This is a genomic window from Microbacterium luteolum (genome assembly GCF_039533965.1).
Classification (GTDB): Bacteria; Actinomycetota; Actinomycetes; order Actinomycetales; family Microbacteriaceae; genus Microbacterium; species Microbacterium luteolum.
Map to the genome: position 1 here is coordinate 2,236,190 of NZ_BAAAUN010000001.1, position 24,868 is coordinate 2,261,057.

The 24,868-nt window shown below is 67.5% G+C and carries 21 protein-coding genes; 4 read left to right on the forward strand and 17 right to left on the reverse strand.

All coding sequences use genetic code 11. The features are described 5' to 3' along the window. Window positions 1-9: 9 nt before the first annotated feature. The 12 genes from ABD648_RS10755 to ABD648_RS10810 form a co-directional block, all read right to left on the reverse strand. A complete protein-coding gene (locus ABD648_RS10755) occupies window positions 10-999 on the reverse strand; it encodes an ROK family protein (RefSeq protein WP_282214948.1) in 990 nt (329 codons plus the stop codon). Next, window positions 996-2,663 carry an ABC transporter ATP-binding protein gene (locus ABD648_RS10760; protein WP_282214949.1) on the reverse strand — a complete coding sequence of 556 codons (1,668 nt, stop codon included), beginning with the start codon at window positions 2,661-2,663 and terminating at the stop codon, window positions 996-998. The genes ABD648_RS10755 and ABD648_RS10760 overlap by 4 nt, the downstream gene beginning before the upstream one ends. Continuing rightward, window positions 2,660-3,538, reverse strand: coding sequence for an ABC transporter permease (locus tag ABD648_RS10765; RefSeq protein WP_282214950.1), 879 nt, complete (start codon window positions 3,536-3,538; stop codon window positions 2,660-2,662). The genes ABD648_RS10760 and ABD648_RS10765 overlap by 4 nt, the downstream gene beginning before the upstream one ends. Further along, window positions 3,535-4,551, reverse strand: a complete 1,017-nt coding sequence (locus ABD648_RS10770) for an ABC transporter permease (protein ID WP_282214951.1) — start codon at window positions 4,549-4,551, stop codon at window positions 3,535-3,537. The genes ABD648_RS10765 and ABD648_RS10770 overlap by 4 nt, the downstream gene beginning before the upstream one ends. A 34-nt stretch (window positions 4,552-4,585) precedes the next feature. Then, the gene (locus tag ABD648_RS10775) at window positions 4,586-6,394 is read right to left on the reverse strand and encodes a peptide ABC transporter substrate-binding protein (RefSeq protein ID WP_282214952.1); all 1,809 of its coding nucleotides are present in this window, start codon (window positions 6,392-6,394) and stop codon (window positions 4,586-4,588) included. Window positions 6,395-6,551: 157 nt separating this feature from the next. Continuing rightward, a complete protein-coding gene (locus ABD648_RS10780) occupies window positions 6,552-8,039 on the reverse strand; it encodes a M81 family metallopeptidase (protein ID WP_282214953.1) in 1,488 nt (495 codons plus the stop codon). A 61-nt stretch (window positions 8,040-8,100) separates the two neighbouring features. Continuing rightward, window positions 8,101-9,288, reverse strand: coding sequence for an ROK family transcriptional regulator (locus ABD648_RS10785; protein ID WP_282214954.1), 1,188 nt, complete (start codon window positions 9,286-9,288; stop codon window positions 8,101-8,103). Window positions 9,289-9,388: 100 nt separating this feature from the next. After that, window positions 9,389-10,147, reverse strand: coding sequence for an SDR family NAD(P)-dependent oxidoreductase (locus ABD648_RS10790; RefSeq protein ID WP_282214955.1), 759 nt, complete (start codon window positions 10,145-10,147; stop codon window positions 9,389-9,391). Between the two features lie 21 nt (window positions 10,148-10,168). Next, entirely contained in the window at window positions 10,169-11,512 is a 1,344-nt protein-coding gene (locus tag ABD648_RS10795) for an ATP-NAD kinase family protein (RefSeq protein ID WP_282214956.1), read from the reverse strand. Beyond that, the gene (gene gcvPB, locus ABD648_RS10800) at window positions 11,509-13,125 is read right to left on the reverse strand and encodes an aminomethyl-transferring glycine dehydrogenase subunit GcvPB (protein ID WP_282214957.1); all 1,617 of its coding nucleotides are present in this window, start codon (window positions 13,123-13,125) and stop codon (window positions 11,509-11,511) included. Before gcvPB ends, ABD648_RS10795 begins: the two co-directional genes overlap by 4 nt. Further along, window positions 13,122-14,501 (reverse strand): aminomethyl-transferring glycine dehydrogenase subunit GcvPA, encoded by a 1,380-nt coding sequence (gene gcvPA / locus ABD648_RS10805; protein ID WP_282214958.1) that lies wholly within the window; start codon window positions 14,499-14,501, stop codon window positions 13,122-13,124. Before gcvPA ends, gcvPB begins: the two co-directional genes overlap by 4 nt. Further along, on the reverse strand, window positions 14,498-16,597 hold the full coding sequence (locus tag ABD648_RS10810) for a beta-galactosidase (protein ID WP_282214959.1): 2,100 nt from the start codon (window positions 16,595-16,597) through the stop codon (window positions 14,498-14,500). Before ABD648_RS10810 ends, gcvPA begins: the two co-directional genes overlap by 4 nt. A gap of 148 nt (window positions 16,598-16,745) precedes the next feature. Here ABD648_RS10810 and ABD648_RS10815 point away from each other — a divergent pair, with 148 nt between their 5' ends. Then, window positions 16,746-17,402, forward strand: coding sequence for a GntR family transcriptional regulator (locus ABD648_RS10815; protein ID WP_282214960.1), 657 nt, complete (start codon window positions 16,746-16,748; stop codon window positions 17,400-17,402). On the opposite strand, the gene ABD648_RS10820 is transcribed toward ABD648_RS10815, so the two are convergent. The 5 genes from ABD648_RS10820 to ABD648_RS10840 all read right to left on the reverse strand — a co-directional run bounded on the left by ABD648_RS10820 (window position 17,392) and on the right by ABD648_RS10840 (window position 20,399). Beyond that, window positions 17,392-17,547: a hypothetical protein gene (locus ABD648_RS10820; protein ID WP_282214961.1), complete on the reverse strand. Its 156-nt coding sequence runs from the start codon at window positions 17,545-17,547 to the stop codon at window positions 17,392-17,394. The genes ABD648_RS10815 and ABD648_RS10820 overlap by 11 nt on opposite strands. Window positions 17,548-17,804: 257 nt before the next feature. Then, window positions 17,805-18,251 carry a hypothetical protein gene (locus ABD648_RS10825; RefSeq protein ID WP_282214962.1) on the reverse strand — a complete coding sequence of 149 codons (447 nt, stop codon included), beginning with the start codon at window positions 18,249-18,251 and terminating at the stop codon, window positions 17,805-17,807. A gap of 132 nt (window positions 18,252-18,383) precedes the next feature. After that, a complete protein-coding gene (locus ABD648_RS10830; protein WP_282214963.1) occupies window positions 18,384-19,019 on the reverse strand; it encodes a hypothetical protein in 636 nt (211 codons plus the stop codon). Between the two features lie 333 nt (window positions 19,020-19,352). Continuing rightward, window positions 19,353-19,811 (reverse strand): hypothetical protein, encoded by a 459-nt coding sequence (locus ABD648_RS10835; protein WP_282214964.1) that lies wholly within the window; start codon window positions 19,809-19,811, stop codon window positions 19,353-19,355. 348 nt (window positions 19,812-20,159) lie between these two features. Continuing rightward, window positions 20,160-20,399, reverse strand: a complete 240-nt coding sequence (locus tag ABD648_RS10840) for a hypothetical protein (RefSeq protein WP_282214965.1) — start codon at window positions 20,397-20,399, stop codon at window positions 20,160-20,162. Window positions 20,400-20,916: 517 nt separating this feature from the next. Here ABD648_RS10840 and chvE point away from each other — a divergent pair. From chvE to mmsB, 3 genes are all read left to right on the forward strand, one after another. Then, the gene (chvE, locus tag ABD648_RS10845; RefSeq protein WP_282214966.1) at window positions 20,917-22,071 is read left to right on the forward strand and encodes a multiple monosaccharide ABC transporter substrate-binding protein; all 1,155 of its coding nucleotides are present in this window, start codon (window positions 20,917-20,919) and stop codon (window positions 22,069-22,071) included. A 67-nt stretch (window positions 22,072-22,138) separates the two neighbouring features. Continuing rightward, window positions 22,139-23,680: a multiple monosaccharide ABC transporter ATP-binding protein gene (gene mmsA / locus ABD648_RS10850; protein WP_282214967.1), complete on the forward strand. Its 1,542-nt coding sequence runs from the start codon at window positions 22,139-22,141 to the stop codon at window positions 23,678-23,680. Beyond that, complete coding sequence (gene mmsB, locus ABD648_RS10855) at window positions 23,677-24,855, forward strand: multiple monosaccharide ABC transporter permease (RefSeq protein ID WP_282214968.1); 1,179 nt, start codon at window positions 23,677-23,679, stop codon at window positions 24,853-24,855. The genes mmsA and mmsB overlap by 4 nt, the downstream gene beginning before the upstream one ends. Window positions 24,856-24,868: the final 13 nt, after the last annotated feature.

Below are 24,868 nucleotides of genomic sequence, written 5' to 3' on the forward strand. Positions count from 1 at the left end.
GTGCTGATTTTACGCGACTGTCCTGGGGGTTCGGTGCGCCGCAGCGTGCTGCCGCAGGAGCGCGGTGAGCACGGTGCCGTTCGCACCGGCCCAGCCCCCGAGCGTCGCCGGCACGATCGGGGGCACCCGGTGGAAGGTCGCCCGCTCGCGCACGTACCGCTCGGCCAGCATCACCAGGTGGTGCGGCGCCTGCGCGAGGCCCCCGCCGATCACGATCGCTCCGGGATCCACCAGCGCGCACAGCGTGAGCAGAGCCTCCGCCAGCGCCGAGGCTGCGCGCCGCACGATGGCCGTCGCGGTCCCGTCACCCGACGCGAAGGCTTCGAGAAGCTCCTCGGGTCCACCCTTGCCACCGGCATCCGCCCACGCCGCGTGGAGGGCCGGCGCTCCGATGATGGTCTCGAGGCATCCGCGCCGTCCGCACGAGCAGTCCCGGCCGTTCGGGTCGATCGTGATGTGGCCGAGTTCGCCCGCCGAGCCGTGCGCACCGGAGACGACGCGTCCGTCGATCACGTGCGCCCCCGCGATGCCGGTGCCCAGCGCGAGGACGAACACGTCGTCGATGCCGGCGCCCGCGCCCCAGGAGGCCTCTGCCACCGCGGCGGCGTGCCCGTCGTTGATCACGTCGACCGGCACCCCGAGAGCATCCGCCAGCTGGCGTCCGAGCGGCGTCCCGTCGAGCGCGGGGATGTTGGCCGAGCGCACCACGACGCCGTTCTGCTCGTCGACGATGCCGGGGATCGAGAGAACGAGCCGTGTCAGCGTGCGGTCGCCCCGCACCCGTTCGACGATCTCGGCGAGGCCGTTCGCGGGCGACGAGGTGGGAGTCGCGTTCCGGCCGCGCGCGAGCGGGGTCGGAGGCCGCGCAGTCGACGAGTCCGAGCGAGCGAGAAGGTGCTTGACGCTGGACCCGCCGACGTCGATTCCGAGCACGACCGAGACGTCGCCGCCCGTCGCTGCATCCGAGTCCCTCGTCGTGTCCGACGCGAGCGCCGTCACGGAGCCATCACCCGGGCGGCCGCGCGGGCCTCCCGTCGCAGCGCCTGCTTGTCGGGGTCGGGGACCGGGACGGAGGCGAGCAGACGCCGGCTGTACGGATGCTGCGGCGCGAGGAGCACGTCGTCGGCGGAGCCGGTCTCGACGATCTCGCCCTTGAGCATCACGGCCACGCGGTCGGAGATCTGGTGCACCACGGCGAGGTCGTGGCTGATGAACAGGCAGGCGAAGTGCATCCGCTCCTGCAGCGAGCGCAGCACCTCGAGCACGGCAGCCTGCACCGAGACGTCGAGCGCCGAGGTCGGCTCGTCGGCGATGATCAGCTCGGGTTCGAGGGCGATGGCCCGCGCCAGACCGATGCGCTGACGCTGCCCTCCGGAGAGCTCGTGCGGGTACCGGGTGGCGTAGTTCGCCGGCAGCTCGACCGCCTCGAGCAGTTCGGCAACGCGCGCTCGGCGCTGCGCCGCGGTGGTCGGGAGCTTGCGACGCTGCACGAGCATCGGCTCGGAGATCGCCTCGCCGACCGTCATCCGCGGGTCGAGGCTGGACCCAGGGTCCTGGAAGATCGCACCGACGCGTCCGCGCAGCACGCGCTCGCGCCGGCGACCGACACCGCCGCGCCCGACCTTCTCGCCGAACAGGGTGATCGATCCGTCCGAGAGCGGCAGCAGGCCCAGGGCCGCCCGGCCGAGCGTGGACTTCCCGGAGCCGGACTCGCCGACCAGACCGAGGATCTCCCCCGGAGCGATCTGCAGGTCGACGCTGTCGAGCGCGAGGAAGGAGCGCCCACCGCGGCGGTAGGTGACGCTGGCGCCGGAGAGCTCGAGCACGGCGTCCGGTCGCGCCTCCTCCTCCACGCGCTCGACGACGGTCGCGAGGTCCGGCAGCGAGGGCACGGCGCTGAGCAGCTTCTTCGTGTAGTCCTCGCGCGGGGCGGTGAGCACACCACGCGTGTCGCCGACCTCGACCATCGTGCCGCGGAGCATCACGGCCACGCGGTCGGCGATGTCGGCGACGACGCCCATGTTGTGGGTGACCAGCAGAAAGGCGGTCCCGGTGTCGGCGGCGAGGCGTCGGATGAGGTCGAGGATCTCGGCCTGCACGGTCACGTCGAGCGCGGTCGTCGGCTCGTCGGCGATGATCAGCTGGGGTTCGCAGGCGAGGGCGATCGCGATGACAACGCGCTGGCGCTGACCACCCGACAGCTCGTGCGGGTAGCTCTTCGCCCGACGTTCGGGTTCGGGGATGCCGACGCGCTGCAGCAGCGCGACCGCGCGCTTCCAGGCATCCGCCTTCGAGACGCCGCCGTGGTTGAGGATGGCTTCGGTGATCTGGTCGCCGATCCGCATGCTCGGGTTGAGCGCGGTCATCGGCTCCTGGAACACCATCGAGATCTCGGCGCCGCGCACCTTGTTCATCTCGGATTCCGGCAGCGCGAGCAGCTCGCGCCCGCCGAGCCGGATCGATCCCGTGACGGTCGCCGATCGCGGCAGGAGCCCCAGCACGGCCATCGCGGTGACGGACTTGCCCGAGCCGGACTCGCCGACCAGCGCCAGCACCTCGCCCGTGCGCACCTCGAGGTCGATGCCCTTGACGGCCTCGACCGGACCGTCCTCGGTGCGGAACGTGACGGCGAGGTCGGTGATCGACAGCAGCGCGTCGCTCATGCGGCACGTCCCTTCACGTCGAAGAAGTCACGGAGGCCGTCGCCGATGCTGTTGAACGCGCAGACCGTGAGGACGATGCAGAAGCCGGCGGGGAAGATGAGCCACCAGGCTCCGGCGTACGTGTACGTGATGCCGCTGGTGAGCATGGCGCCCCAGTCGGTCGCCGGCTTCTGCAGCCCCATCCCGAGGAAGGAGATGTAGGCGACGAGCAGGATCGCGTCGGCGACCTGGAACGTGGCGTTCACCACGATCGTGCCGACGGTGTTCGGCACGATGTGCTTGAGCACGGCCCGCGAGTGGGTTCCGCCCATGGCGCGGAGCGCGAGCACGTATTCGCGCGACTTCAGCGAGATCGACTCGGCACGCACGAGACGGGCGGGCACGAGCCAGGAGACGAGGCCGATCACGCAGATCATCAGCGGCACGCTGGGCCGCAGGATCGCCGAGAGGATCAGCAGCAGGAAGGTCGCCGGGATCGCGATGCCCGCGTCGACGACGCGCATCATCACCGTGTCGACGACACCGCCGACGTAGCCGGCGATGGCGCCCCAGAGGGTGCCGATGACGGTGGCCAGGATGCCGGCGGCCAGACCGATGAGAATCGAGATCTGCCCACCCATCATGAGCCGACCGAGCACGTCGTATCCGACGTCGTCGGTGCCGAGCGGGTGGCCCGGGCTGCCCGGCGGCAGCATCGTGCTGCGCAGGTCGGTGTGGATCTGATCCGTCGGGTGGATCAGCGGCCCGACGAAGCAGAACAGGAGGAAGAGCGCGATCGTGACGATTCCGAACACGGCGAGCTTGTTCTGCAGGAATCGGCGCATGCCGCGCTGACGCGGGGTCAGCGTGCGGGTCAGGATGGTCGTCGTGCTCACGAGAGCTCCTCACGGGTGCGCGGGTCGAGCAGCGCCTGGATGATGTCGGCGAGCAGCGAGCCGATGACGGTCGCGAGCGCGATGACCAGGATGCAGCCGAGCAGGACGGGGTAGTCGGAGGTCTGCGCCGATGTCCAGAACAGCAGCCCCATGCCGGGGTAGTTGAAGAGCGACTCGACGACGATCATGCCGCCGAACATGACCGGCAGGTAGTAGCCGAGCATCGCGATGACCGGGGTGAGCGAGTTGCGCACGACGTGGCGGGTGATCACGACCGAGACCGACGTGCCCTTCGCCCTGGCGGTGCGGACGTAGTCCTCGGAGAGGTTGTCGATGGTCGCGGAGCGCATGTACCGCGAGAACGTGGCGATGATGCCGGCCGCCGCGGTCAGCACGGGGAGGACGAGGCCGGCGGGGTTGGCCAGCACGTCGCCGACGGTCTCGCCCTGCGGCGCCTGGGCGGGGACGAGCCGCAGCCACTGCGCGAACACGATCACGAGGATGAGCCCGAGGAAGAACGAGGGCGTGGAGTAGACGATGAAGTTCCACGTCGTCAGGATGTAGTCGGCGGCCTTGCCGCGGCGCACCGCCTGGAAGATGCCCATCGGGATCGCGATCGCGAGGGCGATCAGCATCGAGATCAGGGCGAGGATCAGCGTCTTCGGGAGACGCTGGCCGATGGCATCCGCCACCGGGCGATTCAGCTTGAACGAATCGCCGAGGTCTCCCTGGAGCAGCTGGCCCAGGAAGTTGAAGTACTGCTGCCACAGAGGCAGATCGAAGCCGTTCTCACGGTTGAAGGCTTCGATCTGCTCCTGCGAGGCCTGCATGCCGAGGATGCCGGCAGCCGGGCCGTTCGGCATGGCGAGGTGGAGCAGCGCGAACACGATCAGCGTCACGATGAGGATGACGATGCCGCCCTGGCCGACCCGCCTCAGCAGGTACCACCAGAACCGGCCGCCGCCGGGCCTCTCCTTCTTCTGCGCGCTCTGCGCTGCTTCCACCACACTCATGTCATCTACCTCTTGTCACTCGATCCGGGACGGATCACTTGGTCCAGGACCAGCGCTGCGGAAGGAACGACGCGCCCGGGTCCTGGTGGGCGATGTCGAGTCCGTCGCGCACGACCGAGACCTGGTACACCGGGTTCGGCATCCACATGACGGGCAGGTCGGTGGCGAGGAACTCCGAGTACTTCTTGGCGATCTCCGGGTCGGTCGAGAAGGCCATGGCCTGCACGAGCTCCTCGGCCTGGGGGTTGTCGTACTGTCCGGCGTTCCACTTGGTGTCCTTCGCGAAGACGCGCTCACCCGTGGCGTACGGCGGGAAGTACCAGCTGCCCGCGGTGCCGAAGAAGACGAGCTCCCACGTGCACGCGCTGCCGGTCTTGCACTCCTGCGCCTGCGTGAGGACGGTGTCCAGCGGCTTGGAGTCGATCGTCATCTTGACGCCGATCTTGCCGAGCGACGACTGGATCTCCGCCATCATGTTGTCGGTCTCCTGCGAGCCGTTCTGCGTGGTGACGACGATCTCCGCCTTCTCACCCGCGGCGATGCCCTCGCCGCACTGGCCGGCATCCGTTCCGGCGTCGACGCACGAGAGGTTCCCGTCGGAGTCCTTCTCCCAGCCGTTGTCGGTGAAGAGCTTCTCCGCGGCCTTCAGGTCGAAGGGGTACGGGTTGTTCTTCTGGACGTCGGAGAGGCCGTTCGAGTCGGCCGTCTGCGGGATCGGCCCGTAGTCGGGGGTCGCGGCGCCGTGCCAGACGACCTCGGAGATGGTCTCCTGGTCGATGGCGTGCTGCAGCGCCTGACGCACGTAGAGCTGCTTGTAGAACGCGCCCTTCTCCGGGTTGGCGAAGTTGTACGGCATGTACGTGATCGACCAGCCGGCCCACGGCTCGATGCTGTATCCGAGGTCGGTGAACTGCTTCTCGTTCGTCAGCTGCGAGCTGGTGACGTAGCCGTAGTCGACCTCGCCGGAGCGCACGACGTTCATCTCGGCATCCGCCGACGTGAACGGCAGGAACCTGACGTTCGGGATGCTCGGCTTGTCCTCACCGGTGTACTTCTTGTTCTCGGTGAGCTCCACCAGACCCGAGTCCGACCAGCTCTTCACCGTGTACGGACCGGCGACGGTCTTCCACAGGTCGTTGGTCGCGTAGGTCTTCATGTCCTCGGCCTCGGAGTAGAGGTAGTCGAGCACCTGCGTCGCGCCTGCGGCGTCGCGGTCGAGGTCGCCGACCTCGCCGTCGGCACTGGTCTTGTCCCAGACGTGCTGCGGCATCGGGTAGATCAGGCTGAGCTGATTGCCGAGGAGGAACTCCTCGTTGTAGACCTTGTCCATCGTCAGCGAGAACGTCTTGTCGTCGATGGTGGTGAACGCGGTCACGTTGTCGGGCATCAGGCCGGCCGAGTAGCCACCGGTCTTCTCGCCGTTGAAGCGGACCAGGTTGTACCAGAACTCGACATCGCGGGACGTGACGGGCTCGCCGTCCGACCAGTCGAGGTCGTTGAGCGTGATCGTGATGGTCTTCTGGTCCTCGGAGAACTCGTAGGACTTCGCGGCGGAGGCCGTCTCGTCCCAGCCCATCTCGCCGTCCACGCCGTTGTATTCGAACAGGCGCGGCCACATGGTCGCCTTGATCGCGCTGTTGTGCGTCGCCATCTTGTCGGGCGTCGAGATCGGCAGGATCCAGTTGGGCCCGGTGCCGACCTGCAGCGCGAAGCTCACGGTGTCCTTCTCGGCGGCGGATTCGTTCCCGCCCGTTCCGGCTCCGCACGCCGTGAGGGCGAGCGTCGCGACGGCGAGTGCGCCCAGCGGGGCGAGCATCCGGCGACGCAGCGTCTGAGTACGCAATGTAACCTCCTTGTTCCGATGCCGCACTGAAGGACGAGTTCGTCCGGTGTGCGACGCACTTTGAATCATGCCCGAAGCAAGTATCCCGAAATAGCCGGTTGCGTTACGGTTATGTAACTTACTTGCTTCGATTATGGATAAACGCGGCGTCGCGCGCTCAGCGGACGATCTCTGCGGCCAGGTCGGGGTCCACGGCGAAGACATCGAACGGATGCATCGGACGCAGGATGCGGTGATGTCCCAGACGGTCGAGGTCCTGGTCCACCCCGCCGGGGGTCAGGGCCAGCGTCCAGCCGCGCATGGCGGCGAAGAGCTCGGGCTCGAGATAGCCGATCTTGGTGACCACGATCTGCGCGGATGCCGGATCGAGTCCGATCGCGGTGAAATCGGTGATCGCGTGGTACGCCTTGCGGAACTCCGTGACGATGATGTGCAAGCCGCCGCGGCGCAGGACCGCGACTCCCCCGGCATCCACATCGCCTTCGTGCAGGCTGTGCAGCACCGCATCGACTCGCACCGGGCCGTGCGGGCCGTCGTCGACACGAGCACCGACCTCGACCGAGACCTCGTCCCCGATCGCATGCCTGCGGAGGATGTCGAGCGCACCCTTGTCGAACACCGAGGCGCACAGGGTGACCGGCGCATCGTCGGAGGTGAGCTCCGGCTTCTGCAGCAGCTGCGCGAGCGTCCACGTGACGTCGCCCGTGCCGCCGGCCCCGGGGTTGTCGCCCGAGTCGCTGATGAAGTACGGGGTGTCGGTCGCCGCGAGCCCCGCCGCGACGCCCTCATCGAGGGTTCCGGGAGGGCCCACGAACTCGAAGTCGTCGCGCACATCCCAGAACGCCCGGCCCAGCTCTTCGGCCGCCGCGGCGGTGGCGGCTTCATCGGTGCCGGTGACGACCACCGTCGCGTGGCAGCGGGGTTCGTCGGCCCACGCGTACCCGATCCAGATCGCCGCATCCGTCACACCGGGTCGCGCCTCGATCTCGGGGATGCGGGCGTAGAGGCTCTTCGCCGGCTCGACCCTCGTGCTGGTCTTCTCGCCCGGCAGCAGGATCGGAACCCGCACCCAGGCACGATGCGGCGTGGTGCCGCTCTCGAGCGCCTCGACCAGGTTGCGGATCGCGCGGTCGCGCGTCTCCCAGGTGTCCTCGTGCGGGGCGAGACGATAGCAGGTGATGAGGTCGACGTTCTCGATCAGGGTGCGCGAGACGTTGCCGTGCAGGTCCATCGACGCCGAGACGACGACGTCCGAGCCGATGACCTCGCGGATCGCGGTGATGAGGTCGCCTTCGGCGTCGTCCATGCCGACCACGCTCATGGCGCCGTGGATGTCGAAGAACAGGCCGTCCAGTGCGCCGCCGTCGGCGACGAGGGCGGCGAGCCCCTCGCAGATCCGCTTCTTGATGCTCTCGTAGACCTCGGGCAGGACGGCGCCGCCGGGGATCGAGCGGGCGTAGTAGACCGGCAGCCATTCGGCGCGGTCGGTCAGTTCGCCGTTGCGGATCGCGTCGTAGCGACCCGTGAGCTCTGCCCCCTCCACACGCTGGAAGTCGCGTTCGCCCGCGCGGTGCGGCGAGAAGGTGCTGGACTCGATCGCCATGCCGGCGATGGCGATTCGGGGAAGCGCAGAGGTTTCAGCCATGCCAAAAGCTTAGACGTCAGATCGAAGGAAACCGAGCCAGTTCCTTCGCCTGCAGCAGTACTTAGGCCGAAATCGTAGTTTCCTCGGATCGGAGCTCAGCGTCGATCCGCGCCGGATCCAGAATGCTCTCGAGCATCTCCCAGCCCACGCCACGCGCCCCGGCAAGAGCACCCGCCCGGCTCACGTCGATCTCCAGCGAGTCGGTCGACATCGGCAGGCACAGCGTGAAGAGCGCCTGTCGCACGCCGGCCACGAAGGCATCGGCCGAGGCCAGCCGCCCGCCGAGCGCGAGGGTCTGCGGGTTGAAGAAGTTGATGATCGTGGCGAGCACCTCGCCGGTGCGGGCCCCGGCCTCGCGGAGCAGCGCCGTCGCCTTCGGATGCGCGTTCTGCGCGAGCGCCAGGACATCGTCGAGCGTCTCGACCGACGCCCCCGCCTCCTTGAGCGCGTCGACGATCGCCGCACCGCTGGCCACCACGTCGAGGCACCCGATCCGCCCGCACGAGCAGATCACCGGAGGAGCGTTGTGCAGCGCGACGTGGCTGATGTCGCCCGCGACCCCGCGGAACCCGCGGTAGACAGCACCGTCCAGGATGATGCCGCAGCCGATGCCGCTGCCCGCCTTGACGAACACGAGCTGCTCGGTGCCGCCACCGCGCTCGAGGAACTCACCCACGGCCATCGCGTTGGCGTCGTTGTCGATCAGGTAGGGCAGCGAGGTGACGGAGCCGAGGACCTCGCCCACATCGACGCCGTTCCATCCCGGCATCCGCATCGGTGCGAGCAATCGCGATGTCCTCGAGTCGACGGGCCCGGGCAGGCTCATCGCGATGCCCTCGATCTTCAGCCCGCCTGCTTCCTCGGCGAGGCGCTGGGCGCTCTCCCACACCTCGCTGACCACGCTCTCCACGCCGTCGAGGAGCGAGACCTGGTCGATGGTCGACGCGACGATCTCGCCGCGACGGTCGAGCAGCGCGATCGTCGCGTGCCGCTCGCCGAGGTCGACTCCGGCGACGATCGTGCCTCCGGCCTTGACCGCGAGAACCCGAGGCCGGCGGCCGCCGCGCGACTCGCCCTGCCCGGTCTCCTCGACGTAGCCGTGGGAGATGAGCTCCTCGATGCGCAGCGCGACGGTCGAGGCGGAGAGGCCGGTCAGACGGGCGAGATCCGCTCGCGATTGCGCCCTGCCGGCGCGCACGAGACGGAAGAGGTCTCCCGCGGAATGTGAGGTGTGTGCCGCCGGTGTCACGCTGTCCTCGACTCATCTTGTTTCGGTGGTCAAACAAAGATACTGCCCAGGTGGAGCAATGTCACCCCGCGTGACACCGGCGGACGCGCGACCTCCGGCGCTACGCGATCCCGCCGCCGTCGACCACGAGCGCCGAGCCCGTGACGTAGGACGAGTCGTCGCTCGCGAGCCAGACCACGGCCTGCGCGACCTCGTGCGGCTCGCCCATCCGACGCAGCGGACGGTCGGCGGCCTCGGCGAGGAACGCGTTCGTGTCCTGCGCCAGCTGACGGGCCTCTTCGCGCAGCATCCCGGTGTTGACGTCGCCCGGATTGACCGAGTTGACGCGGATGCCGGCCGGCCCGTGGTCGATCGCCAGCGCACGGGTCATGTTCACCACGGCGCCCTTCGAGGCGCAGTACGAGATGGCCTGGCCGCCGCCCTTGAGCCCCCAGCCGGATCCGGTGTTGATGATCGAGCCGCCGCCCGCGGCCTCCATGATCGGCACGATGTGCTTGCACATGAGGAAGATCGAGCGCACGTTCACGCCGAAGACGCGGTCCCACTCCTCGACGGTCGTCTCGACGGCGGTCGTGCGGCGGATGATGCCCGCATTGTTGAAGACGACGTCCACACCGCCGAACTCGGCCACGGCGGTCGCGATGACCCGCTCGATGTCGGGCTCGCTGGAGACGTCGGCGGAGATCGCGACGGCCGTGCCGCCCGCCTCGCGGATCTCGGCCGCGACGGCCTCGGCGGCTTCGACGTTCAGGTCGACGACGGCGACCGCAGCGCCCTCCGCGGCGAGCGCGATCGACGTGGCGCGGCCGATGCCGCCGGCGCCGCCGGTGACGATGGCCTTCTTGTTCTCGAGTCGCATGGGGGTTCCTTTCGGGTTCTTTCAGACGGGGGTGAGTTCGGGGGCGGTCACGGCGTACAGGCTGCTCGTGCCGATGCCGGTGATGATGCGCACGTGTCCGGCGAGCTGCGCGTCGAGTTCGAGATCGCCGGTGTCGACCAGCAGGGGTCGACCGTGCAGGTCGATGAGCTTCTGTTCAGGGGCGACGACGAGCAGGGGGTCGTCGCCGAGGGCGCGGAGCACGGGTGCCGAGAGCTGCTGGTTGCCGCGCCCCAGCAGGAAGCCCTGCCCGCCGATGACCGTGACGACGGCCTGAGCGGGCCCCCGGGCGATCTCGGCGAGGAGATGCTGCTCGCTCGCGCCGCGCACGACGACCGCGCCGTCGAGGATCACGTCGACGCCGAGCGGGCTGCCGTCGACACCGAGCTGCCGGGCGATCTCGGCCGTGGTGCCGCCGGGGCCGAGCAGGTACCGGATGCCGGGCCGCATCCGGGCGACTGCTCCGCGCGCGGCGGACGCGACGGCGGCGGCTTCGGATGCCGGTGTCGCGGCTTTCCGCGCCTGGGTGCGACCGGCGAGGTACGGCACCTGCAGCATCGCGTGGAGAGTGGGTTCGACCCGCGCCCGGCGCATTGCGGCCTCGTCGATGTCGAGCACTTCGCGGTCGTCGGTGGGCAGCCCGCCGCGCGTCACCCAGTCCGCGGCGAGCGCTCCTGCCGCCCGCGGACTGACCGCGAAGACAGGGGAGTACATCTTCACGCCGGCCGGGATGCCGAGGATCGCCGGCATCCGGGGCTCGGGCTCCCGGTCCGTCGGTTCGCAATTCAGCAAGGATTCGCCGAGGAGACCCCCGGATGCCCCTGAAGGGGTCGAATCCGCCGACTCTTGCTGAATTGTGAACGCGGCACCGGCCGCACCGAGCCCGGCCGCCGCATCCCGCAGCGTCCCGTCACCGCCGACCACCAGGATCAGGTCTGCCCCGGCCGCGGTGACTGCGGCGACGGCGCGCGTCGTGTCAACGGCATCCGTCGCCCGCACCGAATCAGGCGAGCGCGCCGGATCAGGCAGATTCAGCGGGAAACGGCCTGATTCCACGTGTTCGCCTGATTCGGCGCGCTCGCGAGACGCACGGGACGGCGCATACGCGACGCACGGCACGAGGCCCGCTGCGCGCACGGCATCCGCTCCCATCTCGCCAGCCGCAGTCACGACGACGAGACCCGGATGCTGCGCCGCCAGCACCGTCAACGCCAGGGCCGCCCGCTCCTGCACGCGCGAACGCGCGCCGCGCGAGACCGCGAGACGCTGCACGTCCGCGCCGTCGGAGCCGGCCAGGCCCGCAGGCCCGCCGACTCCGGCGACAGGGTTGACGACCAGTCCGATCACGAGGCGATGGACTCCTCGAGGACCGACGGCCCGGCGGCGTCCGCCGGCACTTCGCCGAAGTACTTGCGACGGTACGCGCGCCAGGTGACGGCCCAGAGCGCCGGGTCGTCCAGGGAATCATGGTGCGTGTGGTGCACGGTCTGGTTGTGCGGGGCCGTGCGCACGAGCTCCGGATCCTCGCGCGCTTCCTGCGCCACCCGGGCGAGCGCGGTGACGTACTCGTCGATCTCGGTCTTCGAGTAGCACTCGGTGGGCTCCAGCGTGAACGGCTGCGGCACCACGTAGGGGTGGTGGCTCGTCCAGTAGTGGAAGCCGTAGTCGGCCATGCGTATGCCGATCTCCTCCGACGTGATGCCGGTGTCCTCGAACAACTCCTGCCACGAGTACCGCACCTGCTCGATGCGGCGTCGGCCGGTCGCGTAGGGCGCCGAGGCGCCCGGGATCTCGAGCACGCGAGACAGCAGGTAGTTGTTGTTCAGCACGGCGATCTGCGACGCGGTCAGCAGGCCTTCCGCGCCGAGCGCCATGATCCACGCGTACGCGCGCACCACGTGCAGGATCACGCCGTGCGCCGGCGCGACGTGCCCGATCGAGAGCTCACCGGGTTCGCGGACCACGAAGCGGCCGTCGATCTTCTCGACCCGCTGCCCGGGAAGGAAGGGCGCCAGCGCCGCGGAGACCGCGTTCGCCGCAGCGCCAGGGCCACCGCTGCCGTGCGGAGCCGAGAACGTCTTGTGCAGGTTGAACTGGCAGACGTCGAAGCCGGCGTCGCGGGCGCGGGTGATGCCGAGGATGCCGGCGGCGTTGGCCTGGTCGTACGAGGCGAGGGCGCCCACCGCGTGCGCGGCGTCGACCCACTCCCGGATGGCCGGGTTGTAGATGCCGGTGTCCTCGGGGTTGGTCACCATGATCGCCGCGGTGCGCTCGGAGAGCGCGGCCTTCAGCGCGTCCAGGTCGGGGTAGCCGTCGGCATCCGGGTAGATCGTGATGATCTTGTACCCGGCGACCTTGGCGGCGGCGGCGTTGGACGGGTGGCTGAAGATCGTCGTGATGACCTCGTCGCGCTGATCCCCCTCGCCGCGGGACTCGTGGCACGCCCGGATCATCGCGATGTTCGTCCAGATGCCGGCCGATCCGCCGGGAGACGCGAGCGAGACGGCATCCATCCCCGAGATCTCCTGCATCATCTGCTCGAGCCGCCAGATCAGCTCCAGAGCGCCCTGGGTGTCGTCGGGGTTCTGCGCCGGATGCAGCGCCCGCAGCTGCGGCACCTCGATGAGCTGGTCGTTGATCTTCGGCGAGTACTTGATGGTGCAGGTGCCCTGGCCGATGTCGACGTTCAAGTCGGAGCCGAGGTTCTCCTGCGACAGTCGCAGGTAGTGCTTGAGCACGCGCATCTGCGCGATCTCGGGCAGCGCGGGCGGGGCGGCCCGCCGCATCCCCTCGGGCAGGTCGGCGAGCACGTCGCCGACCGCGTCGCGCACCGTCAGCTCGACGGGGGTGATCGACACTCCGCGCTCGCCCGGCGTCGACAGCTCGAAGACGATCGGCTCGTTCCAGCTGGCCTGGTGGAAGCGGCGCGGGCCGGTGGTGGGGGCGATGGGGAGGCTCATGCGCCGTGCTCCTTGGAGTCATCGGAAACGAATGCGGAAACGGCGTCGGCAAGACGGTCGATGTCGGCGGCCGAGGTGGCCTCGGTCACGCAGACCAGCAGCGTCCGCTCGTCGAGCACGACCCCGGGCTCGATGCCCTGGGCGCGCAGCGCGGTGACGACGTCGGCGGCACGCGCGGGGGCGAACCTGACCGTGAACTCGCGCAGGTGCAGCGCGGTGTCGCCGAGCTCCACGCCCGGGATCGCCGCGAGCTTCTGCTGCGCATGGCGCGTGCGGGCCAGCAGCAGCTCGCCCAGCTCGGCCATGCCGGCGGGGCCCATCAGCGAGAGGTACACGCCGGTGGCGATGCCCCACAGCGCGGCGGCGGTGCCGACCCATTCCTTGCCTTCTTCCCGCTGCGCGAAGGAGGTGCGCTCGTAGGCGACGTCGCCGAAGCCGTACTCGCCCGGCACGTCCGTGGACTCCAGCCCGAACAGACGCGAGGGCATCTCCATCACGAACCGCTCGTCGTCATGCACGGCGATGAATCCGGCGTGGGCGCCGCCGAACCACTGGTGCAGCCCCAGCGACTGGATGTCGCCGGTGACGATGTCGGCGCCCTGCATCGACGGCGGCGTCAGCACCCCGTAGCCGATCGGGTCGGTGCCGACCACGACGATCGCACCCACCGCGTGAGCGGCCTCGGCGATCTCTGCCAGCCGGGTCTCGACGGCGCCGGTGGCGCTGGGCGTCTCGATCCAGACGGCGGCGACTCCGTCATCGAGCTGCTCGCGGAAGGCGTCGAGGTCGGCGGTGCCGTCGGCCGGCGCGACCTGTTCGATCGCGAGGCTCGTGCGGATGTAGTCGTGCACCTTCGAGAGCTTCTCCGGCAGGACGTCGCTCAGCGCCAGCACACGGCCGCGGCCGGTGAGGCGTCCGGCCATCGCGAGACCCGTGGCCGTCGCCTGGTACCCGTCGTAGGTCGGCACGTTCACGACATCCATCGCGAGCAGCTCGGCCATCAGCGACTGGTACTCGAACAGCGCCTGGAAGCGTCCGTGGTCCTCGTAGGGCTCGCCGGCGTAGGCGGTGAGGAACTCGCTGCGGCGGATCACCTCGTCGACGACGGCGGGGACGTAGTGGTTGTAGGTGCCGGCGCCGAGGAAGCTCAGACGCTCCTCGGTCGAGCGGTTCGTCGCGAGGATGCCGCGCACGTGACGCGCGAGATCCTGCTCGGCGACGAGCGGCGTGGGCAGGTCGAGCGCGCGCTGCAGGCGCAGCGACTCCGGCACGTCGGCGTAGAACTCCTCGACGGATTCTGCACCGACGGCGGCGAGCATCGCCGCGCGCGATTCGGGTGCCGTGTTGGGGATGTACGGATGCACGAACGTCGTCATGCTTCCTCCTTCGGATCGTGGTCGTGCAGAGGCGGGGCCAGAGTGGCGAACGGGATGGCATCGGACCGAGGCGACGCGAGGACCGCGACGCCGTAGCGGTCGAGATCCAGACGCCCGGAATGACGGATGCCGGTGAGCAGATCGGTGCCCGCATCGGCGATCTCGAACGACACCGGAGCGCGTCCGTGGTTCAGGTAGAACGTGTAGTCGGTGTCGAGGTCGGCACGGGTGACGACCTCGACGTCGACGTCGGTGCCATCGCGGGCGGGGAGTCCGGCCGTGCGCAGCACATCCCGGAAGATCGGCAGCATCCCCTCGGGTTCGACGATCGCGCTCAGGTACCAGGCGGAGCCGGTACCGACCGCGCGGCGCGTCACGGCGGGAAGGCTGTCGAGCTCGCCGCCGGCATACGTCCCGCGCACCTCGACGTCGTCGTCGACCTCGAGCCACTCGCTCCACTGCGGCACGGTGAGGCTCTCACCCGCGTAGTCGATGACCGAGGTCAGTCCGTCGGCGATCGGCCACTGCTCGTCTACCTCGATGCCGAGGAGGTCGCGCAGCAGACCGGGCGCTCCGCCCTCGTGCACCTTCTCGGTCGCGTCAACGACGCCAGAGAACGGCCCGACAACCAGGTGCCCGCCGCGCTCGACGAACGCACGGAGCGCATCGGCCTGCGGCTGCTCGACGATGTAGAGGTTCGGCACCACGACCACGTCGTACGCGTCGAAGGGGCCCGTGGCGCGCACGGCATCCGTCGGCTGACCGAGCGTGTACAGCGCCCGGTGCCAGGCGCGGGCCTGCTGCGCCCACTGCAGTCGCTGCGACGGCAGCGACTCGACGGCGCTGATGCCCCACCAGGAGTCCCAGTCGACGACCAGCGCCACGCGCGAGCGCACCCTGCTGCCGCGCACCGGCTCGAGCTTCTTCAGCTCGAGTCCGAGCGCCTTGGTCTCCTGGAAGCTGCGCGACCGCTCGCCGCGGTGGCCGAGCATCGACGAGTGGAACTTCTCCTGCCCGTACCGGGCCTGGCGCCACTGGAAGAACATCACGGCATCCGATCCGTGCGCGACAGCCTGCAGGCTCTCGACGCGGATCTTGCCCGGCGCCTTCGGCACGTTCACGTCGCGCCAGCTCGTGGCGCTCGCCGACGATTCGAGCAGCAGCCAGGGCTGCCCGCCCTTGAGCGAGCGCATGAGTCCGTAGTTGAGCGCGGCGCCGACGTGCGAGGACGGATCGGCGGGCTCGGGGTAGGCGTCGTCGGTGACGACGTCTTCGACCGCCGCGAAGTCCCAGTAGTCGAGGTCGCGGAACATGCTCATGAAGTTCGTGGTGACCGCGATGTCGGGCGTGACCTCGCGGAGCACGTCGATCTCGACCTGGAACAGCTCGAGCAGCGCATCGGACGAGAACCGCTCGAAGTCGAGCAGCTTGGTCGGGTTGACCGGACCGGGCGCCTTCTTCGGCGTCTCGATGTGCTCCCACGAGGTGTAGCGCTGGCCCCACACGTTGACGCCCCAGGCTTCGTTGAGCCCGTCGAGGTCGCCGTAGCGGTTCTGCAGCCAGCGGCGGAAATGCCGTGCCGACTCGGGGCACCAGCACCGGGAGGTGTGGTCGCCGTACTCGTTCGAGATGTGCCACATCGCCAGCCCCGGGTGCGCGCCGTAGCGCTCGGCCATGGCGCGGGTCATGCGTGCGACGTTCTCGCGCCAGATCGGCGAGGAGGGGCAGTAGGTCTGCCGAGAGCCGAACTCGAGCCGGTGCCCGTCGGCATCCCACGGCGCCATCTCGGGGTGCGCTCGCAGCAGCCACGAGGGCGGGGTCGCGGTGGCGGTGGCGAGGTCGATCGCGATGCCGGCATCCCACAGCAGGTCGATGATGCGGTCGAGCCAGCCCCAGTCGTAGACGCCGGGTTCGGGCTCGAGCTGCGGCCAGCTGAAGATCGGCAGGCTGACCATGTTGACGCCCGCTTCGCGCATCAGACGGATGTCTTCGTGCCAGGTCTCCTCCGACCACTGGTCGGGGTTGTAGTCGCCGCCGTAGGCGAGCGCGTCGAGGCGGACGCGCCGGATCGGCTGGTCGGCTGCGGATGCGGGCACGACGGCTCCTCTCTGAGTTCTCCCCTGCGGTCGCGGTGTCGCTCTGGCGCTTTTCCGGAACCGGTTGTATTCTGTATACACACACTAGGACGTCGTCCAGAGGCCGTCAACCCATAGGCTGACGGGCAGGCGGCAGAACGGGAGAGGCATGGCGATCGAACGCAGGAACCTGCGCTCGCAGGTGCGTGCGGAGCTTCTGGAGCGGATGCGAGCCGGCCTCGTTCAGCCCGGCGAGGGCATCAACGAGGTGCAGCTGGCCACCGAGCTCGGCGTCAGCCGCACACCCCTCCGCGAAGCACTCATCGCCCTGGAATCCGAGGGGCAGATCGAGAGCGAGAACGGCAAGGGCTTCCGGTTCGTGCCGCTCAGCGCCTCGGAGTTCCGAGACCTCGCTCCCGTCATGGCCACCCTGGAGAGCCTCGCCCTCGAGCTCAGTCCTCCCGACGAGCTGCGCGAGATCGGCATCCGTCTGAAGGAGATGGCGGATGCCTTCGCCGACGAGCTCGTCGAGCACCAGCTCGTCATCACCAAGGACGACGAGTGGCACAGCGTCATGCTGTCGGCCTGCCCGAACACGCGTCTGCTCGCGGTCATCGAGAGCGTGCGCAGCTCGTTCCACCGCTACGAGTCACTGCTCGTTCCGGAAGACGTGAAGGTCGAGCGCGTGGCCGCCGAGCACGCCGAGATCGCCCGCCGCCTGGCCGCGGGCGACATCCCCGGCGCCGTCGAGGCGCTGAAGCTCAACTGGCTGCACGGCATGCAGCGCATCCTCGACAACGCGACGAGCAGCTACTTCACCGCGTAGCGATCGCCGCGCGGATGTCGGCGATCGCCGCATCGATCTCGTCTTCGCGAGGGCCGCGCAGCCCCGATCCGTTGCGAGGAACCAGAGTCAGCGAGATCTCTTCATCCGACTCGGTGAGCGACAGAACGAGGGCGGCATAGGACATGCTCGTGGCCTCCCCCCGATCTGAAATAGTCACCCAGCCGGCGCTGGTGCCCTGCCTCTGCTCCCCGTCACGAGCAGCAAATTGCGCCTGCATGAACGCGAACGCGCCGCGAACACCAGCGGCGCGGTTCCGCGACGTTACCGCCGCCGCTGAGGCGCCCCGGTTCGGCCGAGCGTCGCGGCGGGGCCGCACAGCCTGCTCCTGGCGCCCTTCAACACGGAGGGTGCGTCGCCGGTGGGTCGTGAACGAAACCGGATTTACCAGTAACCTCGAAGCGCGTTTCTATAATGAGGATTCTCGCGAAGGTCAGGATGATCAGCTTCGATGCGCGCCCTGACCTGGGACAACATTTGCTCGGCAGCGTTCTGGAATTCGGACATCAATACGACCGAAGCCCCCGGCGCATATTCGGGCGTGATGACAACTTCATTCCCGCGCGGAATGAAGTCAATAATGACACCCGATTCCGTAAAGTCGAATACGTCGGGCCGCCCGAGACTCAAGGTGTCTCCAATCATTCGCATACAGATTGCAAAGTCTAGAATGGGAACCCAACCCCACTGCGCACTAATGTCTACGCTGGCGACCTTGAATATGATGTCACCGAGAAAGCAATCATACCGGAGAGAGACCTCCCCGACTTCGTGCCACACGACATCAGTAAGCGATGAATCACGATGGATGGCGAAGTCTAATTCGATCATTCCGCTCTCTTTCGAATGGAAAGGCCGTCTGTATGAACTCGTAGTGATCCAGCCGAATCCAGAATGCGCCCCTCCCCACCGGCGCATTGACCCGCTTGCCTTTGGGAACCTGCTGCGATCCGGTCAGTACTGCTAGTCCGACCGGTTCTTCGGGATGAAACGCCGACTCGTCTTGTCGAGCAACTCCACAAAGTTCTGTGCTTTCAAGGGCACAGGGTCCAATCTAAATTGGTTCAATGGGTGCCCCTCGGGCAACTCAAGAATTGTTGGCGAACCGCTTCGGGCTTCCAGCACATGGACTCCGTAGCTGTGAACGATTCTGGCGAGATCCAAGTTTGCATGCAGCGCAGGTCCGTCAAAGGGAAAACCCATGATTACATGACACTGATACGAGACGTTTTTCTTCCCCCACGTGAAGAACTCCCAATACAGTTCGGGATGACGAGAAATCATCAAATCACCAAGGTAAAGCGCGACGTCTTCGCAGACCGAGAGCGATACGCCGTCCGGAGTGTCGGTACCTGAGAGTGGACTCATCGCCTCCACAAACCAGTCGTTCAGTAGTTGCACATCCCGATCGCTACCGTCGAGCGAGTTCCCCACAGGCTCAAGCAAATTGCGCAGTGCGACGATCCGGTCCGACTTTGAGGTCATCGTACGCTCGAACTGAGCACGGGCCTCAGTCCGCGGCAGCTCTTGCAAAATCCAGTATGGATCTTGTTCGTTCAGCGGGTATGACGCCCAGCTTTCTATGGCACGACTTGCCATGTGATTCCATTCTTTGTCAGGCACTCGGCTAGCGGACCGCTCGGGCCGACGCGGTCGGTTGTGGGACTACGAGTGAACAGCCACTTGACACTATTGACCGTTCCCTCTGCGATCTTCTGCCCCCACGCCACGTCACCGCCAGCGGCTTGCAGATACTTCGTCGTCACGGCCGGAGCAGAACCCGCCGGATCCATCGTCCGCGACACGATCCGCCCCGACGCATCCCGCACGATCTGCACAGTGGTGCCGCCGTCCCGACATCCCGGGCGTCAGGAGACAGCCTGCCGGTGGCGGATCGCGAGTCCATCACCTGTCACTCGAACATCCGACGGACTATCGGTCTCGGAGCTCTTGAATTCGGAAGTCCTTCGGCCCGACACTCAATAGGAACTCCGCCACGTCGCGCCGCCAGACGATCTGCCGAAACGACTGGTATCCAGCGCCAAACCACTCGGGACTTGCCACCACGGGGCGCTCCAGAGCGAGAACCGCGGGCGCCGGCGGCGGCAAGACGTCCATCCCCACCGGCATCCACCTCACGACCCCGCACACGGCACACTCCTCAGCGGCCTCACCGTGTATCGGGGTGATCAGCTTCTCCAGGTCGTCCGGCTCGAACCAGCTGGCCGGGCTGGAATCAACAACCACTTGCACCGCGTCAAGCTCACCCTTCGGAGCGCGGACTGGGCGGAACGTCAAACCGAATTCAGATTCAGCTCGCGCTCGGAACTGCGACTCCATGCAGTAGACGTCATACTGCCAGAACGGCACCCAGCCGCCGGACACGGTCAACCCGCGACTCTGCAGAACGATCGAGCCGGACTGCGGATGTTGCGGCACCCCGCACACACGGCACCAACCATCTTCCCCGTACATCGGAGTCAGGCCCCACGAATCCTCGGGCCACGGCCACCCCCGATTCCGCCGCAACACGATCTCCACATAGTCCGTCATCCGAGCCCCAATGCTTTAAGAATCTAAAGATCGTCCTGGTAAATGACCTGCGGTGCATCGTTCTCGACGATCCATACGAAATCGCGGCGCGCCAGGCCTTGTGAGCATCTGGCGCCCTCCGCGAGTGAGTCACATCCCACTTGAGTCCAGGATGTGCGGCTTGAAGGCGCCAATTGCGGCATCGGTTCAGAACTCACCGATTCTTTCGGGCAAGACAATCGCCAGGCCCATCAGCACGACCCCGACTACTATCTGCAGAACCCCGAGCAAAAGGACGTACAACGCCGCATTGGCATTCGGTCCACGCAGGATCCCCGCTTGAATCATGTTCGACGACATTCGACGTCGCGCGACGACCGAGGTGACGCCCGCGGCCAGCGCGAGCAGACTGAGAATCCCGAGTATCACGGTCACAACGTTGGGCACGATTCTCCCTCGAGTCTCGAACTGATGTCGAAGGCAACTCTAATTTGCACCTGCGGATGCGAGCAGCCGAACCTCTTCGAAACCGCTGACACGCCGTGCGACCCACATGGGACGCCCAGCGCTACACGGAGTCGCGTTGCGATGCCCCGACTGCGGCATAGGAGAACTGCGCATCCCCGAGACGCTTCGTGCTCCCGCGGACGTCATACGCGATCTCGCCGCCACGAGAGCATCCGCAACCGTCGTTGCCCAACATGTCGACGTCAACATACGATGGCGGGGAAGACGTGCCCGCGCGCGGTGCGGCGAACCGCGTGTCTTCACGTCTCGAACTCTGCGCAAACAGGCCTTTCCCGAGATTTCAACGATCGATCGATGATCTCGCGAAAGTAACGAAACCATCACAGCCGCTTGACTTCGAGTCTCGAACTCAAGAAAGTGTGTCAAGCGAACCTTCACCGAAGCGGGTTCGCGGGCGTCGAGAGAGACGCCGCCGTTCACAGCGAAGGAGCTCGGAATGAAGAAGAAGTATGCACTGGCCGCACTCGGCCTGGTGGGGGCTCTCGCCCTCGCAGGATGCGGTGGTGGCGGCGCCGGCTCAGCGGGCGGCGGCGACGACAAGGGCTCGGTCGACAAGGGCGACCTCCTGATCGGCGTGTCCATGCCCACGCAGACCTCCGAGCGCTGGATCGCCGACGGCAGCGCCGTCGAGGCGGGCCTCGAGGACTCCGGCTACCAGGTCGACCTGCAGTACGCCGGCGACGACATCCCCACCCAGGGCCAGCAGATCGACCAGATGATCACCAAGGGCGCGGATCTCCTGATCATCGCGGCCATCGACGGCACCGCGCTCTCCTCGCAGCTCGACGCCGCGGCGGCCGCCAACATCCCGGTCATCTCGTACGACCGACTGATCCGTGACAGCGAGAACGTCGACTTCTACGTCACGTTCGACAACTACAAGGTCGGCGTCCAGCAGGCGACCTCGCTGCTCGTGGGCCTCGGCGTGCTCGACGCGGACGGCAAGGAGACCGACGTCAAGGGCCCGTTCAACATCGAGCTCTTCGCCGGATCGCTCGATGACAACAACGCGCACTTCTTCTGGCAGGGCGCGATGGACACGCTGCAGCCGTTCCTCGACGACGGCGTGCTCGCCGTGCCGTCCGGGCAGACCGACATCGAGCAGGCGGCGATCCTGCGCTGGCAGCAGGAGACGGCGCAGAAGCGCATGGAAGACCTGCTGACCTCGACCTACGGCAACGGCACCAAGCTCGACGGAGTCCTCTCGCCGTACGACGGCCTCTCGCGAGGCATCATCACGGCGCTGCAGGGCACCGGCGGACTCGGCGCGAACATCGAGGCCGGCCTTCCGATCGTCACCGGTCAGGATGCCGAGATCGGCTCGGTCAGCCTGATCAACCAGGGCGTGCAGTTCGCGTCGATCTTCAAGGACACGCGCAAGCTCGCCGAGCAGTCGGTCGTGGTCGCCGAGGCCATGCTCCAGGGCGATGAGCCTGAGGCCAACGACACGAAGACCTACGACAACGGCGTGAAGGTCGTCCCGTCGTACCTGCTCCAGTCGGACATCGTCTACAAGGACAACATCACGTCGCTCCTCGTCGATTCCGGTTACTGGACCCAGGCCGAGGTCGACTCGGGCGTCGCCGAATAGTCCCTGACCGTGGGGCGCGCGGCCGGACGGCCGCGCGCCCCACAGCTCGATCGGAAGGACACCGTCCATGACGACAGCCATCCTGGAGATGCGCAACATCGAGAAGAGCTTCCCGGGGGTGAAGGCCCTCCAAGGCGTCGACCTCGATGTGAAGCCCGGCGAGATCCTCGCGATCTGCGGAGAGAACGGCGCGGGGAAGTCCACGCTCATGAAGGTCCTCTCGGGCGTCTACCCCCACGGCAGCTACGAGGGGGAGATCGTCTACGAGGGCGAGGAGGCGACCTTCGGCTCGATCAACGATTCCGAGAGCGTCGGCATCGTGATCATCCATCAGGAGCTCGCCCTCATCCCCCACCTCAGCGTCGCCGAGAACATCTTCCTCGGCAACGAACGCCGGGGTCGGGGCGGACTGATCGACTGGGACCGCGCCAACTCCGAGGCCTCCCGCCTGATGGCCCAGGTCGGCCTCGACGAGGACCCGACGGCCCCGGTGTCGCAGCTCGGCGTCGGCAAGCAGCAGCTCATCGAGATCGCGAAGGCTCTCTCGAAGAACGTGCGCCTGCTCATCCTCGACGAGCCGACGGCGGCGCTGAACGACACCGACTCGGCGCACCTGCTCGACCTGCTCCGGCGCCTGCGCGACGAGGGGATGACGTCGATCATCATCTCGCACAAGCTCAACGAGATCGCCGCGATCGCCGACCGCACGACGGTCATCCGCGACGGCAAGACGATCGTGACTCTCGACATGAGCGACCCGGAGTCGACGCAGGAGACGATCATCCGCGCGATGGTCGGCCGCGACCTCGCCAACCGCTACCCCGAGCGCACGCCGGACATCGGCGACGAGGTCCTCCGCATCGAGCACTGGACCGTGCACCACCCCACGCAGCCCGGCCGCGTCATGGTCGACGACGCGTCGCTGACCGTGCGCGCCGGAGAGGTCGTCGGCATCGCCGGCCTCATGGGCGCCGGACGCACCGAGCTGGCGATGAGCGTCTTCGGCCGCACCTACGGACGGAACGCCAGTGGCAAGGTGTTCGTGCGCGGCAAGCAGGTCGACACGTCGACCACGAGCGCCGCGATCCGCGCCGGCATCGCCTATGCCACGGAGGACCGGAAGAAGTTCGGTCTCAACCTCATCGACGACATCCGCCACAACATCACGATGGCGTCGCTGCGCATGATCAGCCCCGGCGGCTGGATCGATGCCAACCGCGAGCTCAAGGTCGCCGAGCAGTACAAGGCCGAGCTCAACATCAAGTCGCCCACGGTCCTCCAGATGGTCGGCAACCTCTCGGGCGGCAACCAGCAGAAGGTCGTGCTGAGCAAGTGGATCCAGACCGGACCCGACGTGCTCATCCTCGATGAGCCGACCCGCGGGATCGATGTCGGGGCGAAGTACGAGATCTACACGATCATCAATCGACTGGTCGCCGAAGGAAAGGGCGTGCTGGTCATCTCGTCCGAGCTACCGGAGCTCCTCGGCATCTGCGACCGCATCTACACACTGGCTTTCGGCAGGATCACCGGCGAAGTGCCGATCGCCCAGGCAACCCAGGAGAACCTCATGCACCTCATGACTGTCGAAAGGACGGCCGCATCATGAACGGCGTCAGCAACCTGATGAGTCTCGCGACGCGGAATCTGCGTCAGAGCGGCATCCTCGTCGCGTTCGTCGCGATCGTCGCCTTCTTCGCGATCCTGAACCCGACGTTCCTCTCCCCCGGCAACATCACCAACATCATCCTGCAGTACTCCTACATCCTGATCCTCGCGATCGGCATGGTGATCATCATCATCGCCGGGCACATCGACCTCTCGGTCGGCTCCGTGGTGGCGCTGACGGGCGCGGTCGCCGCGGTCGTCGTGATCCGCGGACAGTACCCGTGGTGGGTCGGCGTGATCGCGGCGATCGCCGTCGGCCTGCTCGTCGGAGCCTGGCAGGGCTTCTGGGTCGCCTTCGTCGGCATCCCGGCGTTCATCGTGACGCTCGCCGGCATGCTGCTGTTCCGCGGACTCACGTTCCTGGTGCTCCAGAACGTCTCGCTCTCGCCCTTCGGCGGCACGTATTACCAGATCGCGAACGGATTCATCAACGGACTCTTCGGCGGCTACGGCGTCGACGTGTTCACGCTCGCCATCTTCGCGTTCGGTGTCGTGGGGTACGCGGTCTGGCAGGTGCGCTCACGGCGTTCCAAGATCGCGCATCAGCAGACGATCGAGGCGCTGCCCTGGTTCATCGTCAAGATCGCCCTCGTCGCCGCCGTCGTGATGTGGTTCGGATACCAGCTCTCGGTCAGCCGCGGTCTGCCGTTCGTCCTGATCATCCTGGCCGTGCTGATCATCGCTTACTCGGTGATCACGCAGAAGAGCGTGTTCGGCCGCCATGTGTACGCGATCGGCGGCAACCTGCACGCGGCGCTGCTCAGCGGTGTGAACGTGCGGAAGATCAACTTCTGGATCTTCGTCAACATGGGCATGCTCGCCGGTGTCGCGGGTGTCGTCTTCTCATCTCGCACCAACGGCGCGCAGCCGGGTGCCGGCAACATGTTCGAGCTCGATGCGATCGCGGCCTGCTTCATCGGCGGCGCCGCGGTGACCGGTGGCGTCGGCCGCGTCGGCGGAGCGATCATCGGCGGACTCATCATGGCCGTGATGAGCAACGGCATGCAGCTCATGGGCCTCGACCAGGCGACGCAGCAGGTCGTGAAGGGTCTCGTGCTCCTGATCGCCGTGGCGTTCGACGTCTGGAACAAGCGTCGCGCCGGAGCCGCGCGCTGACCTCGGCGACGAC